Origin of the sequence: Acinetobacter sp. WU_MDCI_Abxd143 (assembly GCF_025514195.1) — a bacterium.
Classification (GTDB): Bacteria; Pseudomonadota; Gammaproteobacteria; order Pseudomonadales; family Moraxellaceae; genus Acinetobacter; species Acinetobacter pittii_H.
Genome location: NZ_JAHPTH010000019.1, coordinates 22,348 through 29,980, shown reverse-complemented (window position 1 = coordinate 29,980; position 7,633 = coordinate 22,348). Strand labels below are relative to the sequence as shown.

At 35.9% G+C, this 7,633-nt stretch carries 7 protein-coding genes; 5 read left to right on the top strand and 2 right to left on the bottom strand.

Going from position 1 to position 7,633, the window contains the following annotated elements; all coding sequences use genetic code 11:
• The first annotated feature begins 213 nt into the window (after positions 1–213).
• From KTI79_RS18295 to KTI79_RS18285, 3 genes are read left to right on the top strand one after another with little or no spacing between them, the layout of a single operon-like run.
• The gene (locus KTI79_RS18295) at positions 214–717 is read left to right on the top strand and encodes a YfiR family protein (RefSeq protein WP_130174282.1); all 504 of its coding nucleotides are present in this window, start codon (positions 214–216) and stop codon (positions 715–717) included.
• 5 nt (positions 718–722) lie between these two features.
• The gene (locus KTI79_RS18290) at positions 723–1,946 is read left to right on the top strand and encodes a diguanylate cyclase domain-containing protein (protein ID WP_199964148.1); all 1,224 of its coding nucleotides are present in this window, start codon (positions 723–725) and stop codon (positions 1,944–1,946) included.
• A gap of 14 nt (positions 1,947–1,960) precedes the next feature.
• A complete protein-coding gene (locus tag KTI79_RS18285) occupies positions 1,961–2,440 on the top strand; it encodes an OmpA family protein (protein ID WP_086265533.1) in 480 nt (159 codons plus the stop codon).
• 47 nt (positions 2,441–2,487) lie between these two features.
• On the opposite strand, the gene KTI79_RS18280 is transcribed toward KTI79_RS18285, so the two are convergent.
• Positions 2,488–3,498, bottom strand: a complete 1,011-nt coding sequence (locus tag KTI79_RS18280) for a metallophosphoesterase (RefSeq protein ID WP_086265534.1) — start codon at positions 3,496–3,498, stop codon at positions 2,488–2,490.
• A 106-nt stretch (positions 3,499–3,604) separates the two neighbouring features.
• On the opposite strand from KTI79_RS18280, the gene KTI79_RS18275 reads away from it, so the two are divergent.
• The gene (locus KTI79_RS18275; RefSeq protein ID WP_086265535.1) at positions 3,605–5,230 is read left to right on the top strand and encodes a phospholipase D family protein; all 1,626 of its coding nucleotides are present in this window, start codon (positions 3,605–3,607) and stop codon (positions 5,228–5,230) included.
• Here KTI79_RS18275 and KTI79_RS18270 read toward each other — a convergent pair whose 3' ends face one another.
• The gene (locus KTI79_RS18270; protein WP_086265536.1) at positions 5,231–6,040 is read right to left on the bottom strand and encodes a lysophospholipid acyltransferase family protein; all 810 of its coding nucleotides are present in this window, start codon (positions 6,038–6,040) and stop codon (positions 5,231–5,233) included. It abuts the gene before it with no gap.
• 218 nt (positions 6,041–6,258) lie between these two features.
• Here KTI79_RS18270 and hflX point away from each other — a divergent pair, with 218 nt between their 5' ends.
• Positions 6,259–7,602: a ribosome rescue GTPase HflX gene (gene hflX, locus KTI79_RS18265; RefSeq protein WP_086265537.1), complete on the top strand. Its 1,344-nt coding sequence runs from the start codon at positions 6,259–6,261 to the stop codon at positions 7,600–7,602.
• Positions 7,603–7,633 lie beyond the last annotated feature (31 nt).

Here is a 7,633-nt window from a genome sequence, read left to right as displayed (position 1 = left end):
CTGTTTTTCAACAAGTTTCTATCTGCATCACCGCCGATGGATGTGCATTATAGACCATTACATTCCCTTTGCAACCCTTTTTTCAACCCAATATCATCAACTGGATACTTTTTAAGCTTTTTAGTCAATTTTAGATGAGATATTAAACTTTTTTTACGTTACCAACTTCATGTAGAATAGATTATTCGTGCAATAGTTTGGCATTAACTCATCATGTGGCAGTTCGCTAAAAAAGTATTTGTTTGCATACTTGTAGTGTTTGCTACGAGTGGGCCTTGTTATGCCAATTCAAAACATAACTTCTATGTACTTACTTTATCTATTCTAAGCTATAGCAAATGGGAGAATGTAAACACTCCTACGCTGTGTATTATTGATAACCCTTCTATTACATCTACATTTCAATCTTACATCCAGCAAATGTCTTATAATTATCGTGTTCAAACTGTAAATGCGAAAGATTTTGCTCGGTCACATTGTCAAGCTGTCTACTTTTCTACTACCTCTCCACAGCAACAACAAAATCTTATTCAAAACTATCCTTATCGCTCTTTACTTTCTTTAAGCATTAATAATTCAGAGTGCGAAATAGGAAGTATCTTTTGTTTATATAACCAGAATAATTACACAACATTTAAAGTTAACTTAGATGCTTTAAGTCACTCCAAAGTTCATATTGATCCGAGAGTATTACTCTTGGCTAAGAATGCGGAGTAAGGGTTATGATATCAAAGTTGTATCAATCCACTTCACTACATGCATTATTTAGAAAATCTCAATTTACTATTTTTGCTATTACTTTTTTTATTTGCTCTTTTACGTTTGTATCAATTTCTGTTTTTACAATGGAAACTTATGCCAAACAAAATTTGCAATTGCTTAGTCACACTCTATTAGAGCGCATTCAACCCGCTGTAGTATTTAATGATAAAATTACAATAGAACAAATTTTAAATGAGTATACGAAGGATCATTCAATTCGTACGATTCATATTTATGACTCGGAACATCATTTAATTGCTCAAAGCTTTAAATTATCTAGTCAAACTTCAATTTTAGAAGGTTGGTTTGATCATTGGTTTTTAAACGAACCCGTTCATCTTACAATTTATCATCATGAACAAAATGTAGGTGAGCTAACACTTTTTGGTAGTTCTGAAAAAATATTGCAGTTCCTCAAAATGATTATGGTAGGGCTTGCAATTGCGATGTTGTTTATTGTTTGCGCTTTATGGTGGTCAGTAAACCTAACTTATCGCCAAATTATGCAGGCTATTTATCCACTTACTAATATTGCTCAAATTGTAAGTGAGCAAAAAGCCTACAATCTTCGCTTTCCTTATAATCGTATTAAAGAATTTCAAGATTTAAATACTGTATTTAACGAGTTACTTGAAGAAATTCAGATATGGGATAATCAGTTACAAAAGGAAAATCGTAAATTATCCTTTCAAGCTCATCACGATCAGCTCACCTTGTTGCCTAATAGACATTATTTTTACCAAATTCTTTTAGACATGTTTGATGATAAGGATTTCGACAATAAGTCTGCATTATTATTTATAGATAACAACAACTTCAAAGCAATTAATGACCAGTTTGGTCATTTAGCTGGAGATGAAGTTTTAAAAGAAATGGCTAATCGCTTGCAAACTCGTCTACGCCATCAAGATTTTATCGCTCGGTTAGGTGGCGACGAATTTGCTGTTATTTTGCATTCCATTAGCCATGCTGATCATTTAATATCTATTGCTGAAAATTTACTCGAAAGCTGTAAAGAACCTTTGCATCTAAATGGTCAAACTATTTATTTCAGTTTTAGTGTAGGTATTGCTTTATCACAATTTGCATCTAGCCCCGAAGATTTCATTATGCAAGCAGATCAGGCAATGTATAAGGCTAAAAATTCGGATGAACACTGGTTTATCTATAAACCTGAAAATTAAATTTAGGCTAATCTATGAATACAAGATCTTTGAAACTCTCCTTTATTGCATTGATATGCATTACTCTTGCAGGGTGCCTGAGTTTTGGTCCATTAAAATATCGTCAAGTAAAGTTGCTCAAAAAAGAAGGGTTCGTTCTTACTGATGAAGGATGGACTTTAGGTTTACCAGAACGTTTGTTATTTGACTTTAATAATGCAGAGTTAAAACAAAGCCATGAAGCTGAATTAGCACGTCTAGCAAACCAATTAAATAAATATGACCTAAATAAATTGAAAATTGTGGGTCACACTGATGATGTTGGTGATGCTACATATAACCAAAAGTTATCTGAAGAGCGAGCACAAAGTGTGGCAAATCTTTTCTTAGCCCGCGGATTTAAAAAAGAAAATATCTATGTGATTGGTCGCGGTTCAACGCAACCTTATGTGCCAAATACAACCAATGAAAATCGTGCGATTAACCGACGTGTTGCAATTGTCGTTATCCCATAATTTTCAATTTATAAAAAAGCCAATCCTTTGTGATTGGCTTTTTTATTTTAAACTAGCTCAATAATATCAATGGTTGGTGGCACTCTAAAGCGTAAAGGGATTCCAACCATTCCTGTGCCGACGGTAACAAAGACATCCGCATGCTCATGAGAATAAAACCCACGTTTATGGCCTAAAATTGATACTTTTTTCATAATATAGTTAGTCAACCATGGAAGCTCCACCTGCCCTCCATGAGTATGTCCAGATAACATTAATGGTCGATTCGGTAATTTAGGTACCATATCTACTGTATCTGGATTATGAGACAAAATTAACCAAGGTTTGTCCTGCGGTAAATCTGGCATGGAACGCATATCAGTTTTTCCTGCCCAAAGATCACCAATACCAATCAAACGAAACTCTTCAAAATCAACAATCTTGCCTTCGATATCCACGACTTCATTATAAAATAATGCATCTTTTAATAATTGTTGAATTGGCGGGCCAGGATATTGCTCGTCATGATTTCCAGGAACTGAATATACAGGCGCCTGAATTTCTTTTAAAACACTTAACTCTTCAATTAGTCTATCTTCTGGTTCATATGTCCAGTCACCAGCAACTACGACTAAATCAGGTTGCTGTTCATTTAATTTTCTAACTATGGTTTTGAGTTGACGTTCATGTCCTGAAAACAAACCAATATGTAAATCTGCGATTAAAGCTACTTTTACTGGCTTATCAAAACTACGATCTGGGTTTAAACGATATTGATGAGTATCAACACGGACTAAATGAGGTTCGATAAATCGGGCATAAATTAATACCCCACTTAAGAAAAAGATGAAAACACCTTGATGAATTGAGTAGTAACCGATCCAAGCAGCATATAAATTAAAAAACCAGAGAGGAATAAGTAGATAAGAGAGATAAAATGCGAGTAGATGTACAAAAGCTTTAAATGGATGAATCGTCTCGGTTCGTGATTGATGAATCCAAGCCTCAGAAATTCCCCATAGAGCAAGTATTGAAAAAATAAAGTAAAAACAAAAAATGATTGAATTTGGATTCCACATTACGACTCTCGACTTATCTTATATTGATTGCTAGTAATCAAATTCAATATTTATCTTTCAATATGCACGAATTATACTCTAGCTCACCTTATCGTATGTACTGATTATGGCACAATCCTTTCATTCCAAACAGCTTCAAACGAATCAACAAGCTAAAGGCTTTTTGATAAAAGCCTCTATAGTCCTATGTTCAAGTTTTGCTGTGGGTTTGACAGGATGTAGTACTCTGCCAAAACATGGTGTTGAACCAGTACAATATGCAAAAGATATTGATACCTCTGAGACTTCACTTGCCAAAATTATCACACCTTTACGTCAGCAAAATCCAAAGTTAACTGGCTTCCATGTTCTAAATGATCCGCTGGAGGCTTTAGCGGCTCGACTTAGATTAATTGATAAAGCCGAAAAGACTTTAGATTTACAATATTACATCTGGGATAATGACAAAGTTGGTGCTTTAGCCTTGCACGCCATTATTCGTGCAGCTGATCGAGGTGTAAAAGTCCGACTTCTTATTGATGACAATAATGCAAAAAAAATGGAAGGGATTTTACTTGCCCTTTCTCAGCATAAAAATATTGAAGTTAAGCTTTTTAATCCCTACCGTTTCCGCAAATATCGTGCAATGGATATGGTGCTGGATTTAAAACGTATCAATCGTCGTATGCATAATAAAAGTTTTATTGCCGACAATGAGGTTGCTCTTATTGGCGGGCGCAACATGACCAATCAATATTACAATGTAAGCGATAGCTATCAGTTTTCTGATGTCGATGTAATGTTGGTAGGTGCTGCTGTTGATGATATTGTGAATTCATTTGATGATTACTGGAATCATGAATATGCATATTCAGTTCAAAGTATCGTAAGTCCTGAGCAGCATCGTTTACGCTATGAAGGATTAAAAGAACAACTCGAAGCACACTATCAACAAGCAACTGTTCAAAACTTTCTAAACTTAACCGCCAAATCCCACGCATTTGATCAATGGTTAAATCATAATATTCAATTCGATTGGGTCAAAGCAGAAGTCGTAAAGGACTCACCTGATAAAATCAAATCGAAAGCTAAAAAAGAAGAACACCTGAATTTCCAATTAATTAACCACTTGGAAAAGCCAGAAAGCAACGTTGATTTAATCTCTGCTTATTTTATTCCTGAAAAACAAGGTGCCAAGATTTTAAGCACCCTTGCCAAAGAAGGGGTTGAGGTTCGAGTTTTAACGAACTCTTTCAAAGCGAATGACGTTGCTGTTGTACATGCCTTTTATGGGAAATATCGTAAAGAGCTGCTTAAAAACGGCGTACAACTTTATGAATTTTTACCAACACCCGATAAAAGAGATTTAAATAAAAATACAGATGAGCTTGCAACTAAAGCTAAAGTAAATATGAAAGGTTTAAGCCGTTCAAGTTTGCATACTAAACTTATGGCATTAGATGAGCAGGTTTTTATCGGTTCATTTAACTTTGATCCACGCTCAGCTTACTTAAATACTGAAATTGGCGTAATTTTAGACAGCCCATCGTTGGCTAAAACCATTCACCATACAATGGATGAAAATTTAAATAAATATGCTTATAAATTAAAGCTCGACGCTAACAATCATATTTATTGGCAACAAGAAACTCCAAATGGCCCTGTAATTTATAGACAGGAACCTGAGATGAAATGGTGGCAAAAAGCAGGCATGAAGTTTCTTTCATGGCTGCCAATTGAAGGTTTTATGTAATTAAGTTTTTGGCTTAAGTACTTTTCGATGTAATTGAGCCAAACCTTCTACCATTTTTTCTTGAACTTCGCGCGTTAAACTTTTGACGTCATGTCCTTCCACTGAAATTGGAGGCAAAGTTAATAAATGAGCAGTTACTTTCGGCATTTCTAGTACACGTTGAATATGTTCAGCAAATGTCATGTCCCCAATAAATGGTGCAACCGTATCTAATTGCCCATCTCTGTTTACATAACAAATTAAACATACCTGTACTGGACGTTGTGCTTCAATCGCTGCACCCAGTAATCGTCCATGAACTTTTTTAACAGAATGTCCATCTGTAGTTGTCGCTTCAGGGAAAAATAATACTGGAATATTTTGTTTTAAAAATTCAGTAATTTGCTCACGAATTCTGACTGAATCCCCAGATCCACGCTTAATAAATAACGTTCCACCACTTTTGGCTAAGTTTCCAAGAATAGGCCAATTTTCAATTTCAGCTTTAGCCAGAAAGAAAACTCGTGCACCTGAGCCTAGAACCGCAACATCTAACCAAGAAATATGATTACTTACCCATAAAGCTGGTTCTCTAGGAATTGTGCCATGTACTTCTATATCTAAATTGAAAACCTGACATAAACGGCGGCAAAAGTATTGGACATAACGTGTATTTACAGGATTATTAGGATCTTTATAAAGCCCATGTCGATAAACTAGATAAAAACCTTCACTAATTGCGGCCGTGGCAGAAGTGACCTTTTTTCCGTATAAACCTATTTTTGATAATTTCTTTAACGTTGAATTAACTATACTTTGCGTTTGAGCCATAAAATTTCACTAACGATTAATCATTGTTATACCCATCTCGAGTCATTCTATACGTTTCGTAATAAACTTGCATTGACGATAGAGAACTGCAAATAAAATAAATCTGAACACTAGACTAATCTCATATAACTAATCTAAAGGATAAGAACAAACGCTTTCCCCTTTTGCTTAAGTTTCCTCTAGAATAAAGTTTTCCCATTTTCAGGATTTATAGCCACGTGGAATATGTTGATCGGCATCAAGGCGGTGAACGCACAATCTTAGTGAGTGTTTCTGTACAATTATTAGATGATCTGGATGCCGAAGAGTTTGCTCTACTTGCACAGTCTGCTGGTGCAGATATCCTTGAACATATTAAGGTTCAGCGTAATAAGCCTAATCCTAAATTTTTCATTGGCTCAGGCAAAGTTGAAGAGATTGCAGAGCAAGTTCAGGAGCTAGAGGCGAGCCTGGTTATTTTTGACCATGCCTTATCACCTGCTCAAGAACGAAATTTAGAAAGAATATTAAAATGCCGAGTTATTGACCGCACAGGCTTAATCTTAGATATTTTTGCGCTACGTGCCCGTACACATGAAGGTAAGCTACAAGTCGAACTTGCTCAGCTTAAACATTTATCTACTCGTCTTATTCGTGGTTGGTCTGCCGACTTTGAACAACAAAAAGGTGGTATCGGCTTACGTGGTCCCGGTGAAACACAACTAGAGACAGATCGCCGTCTTATTCGTGTTCGTATTACCCAATTAAAAGATAAATTAGACAAAGTACATCAGACTCGTATGCAAGGTCGTGCTGCAAGACAAAAAGCAGCTATTCCAACAGTTTCATTAGTAGGTTATACCAACGCTGGTAAATCGACATTATTTAATATTTTAGCAAATAGTGATGTCTACGCAGCCGATCAACTGTTTGCAACACTCGATCCAACACTACGCCGTTTAGACTGGGATGGTATCGGTACTGTTGTGCTAGCAGATACAGTAGGTTTTGTACGAAACTTACAACATGATTTGGTCGAATCATTCAAAGCAACACTTGAAGAAACACTAGAAGCGACCCTTTTACTGCATGTTATTGATAGTAGTAGCCATGACATGCTTGATCAAATTGAAGCGGTTGAAAGCGTATTAAAAGACATTGGCGCTGATGCTCCTGTACTTCGGGTATACAACAAAATTGACCTGAGCGGTGAAGAGGCCAAAATCATTTATGCTGAGCCACACGTCCCAGATCGAGTGTATGTTTCAGCTCATTCTGGTCAAGGTCTAGATTTACTCCAAAAAGCAGTACAAGAATGCTTAATGGGACAAATTCAAAAGTTTTCACTCGTGCTTAAGCCTGCTTATGGCAAATTACGTACTCAACTTTATGCCTTAAATGTGATTGAGTCTGAACATTATGATGATGCTGGCTTATTACATATTGATGTGAAGATTGCACCACATAAGTTAGAAAAGCTGATTCGCCAAGCAAAATTACCCTTAGATGAAATATTGGGAGAACACGCAAGTCAATTTAAACGTCCCTTGGAAGAGTTTGAAATCAAGGGCGAGATCAGTTAAAACTTGATAAGTAAACTTTTAGAGATAAAAA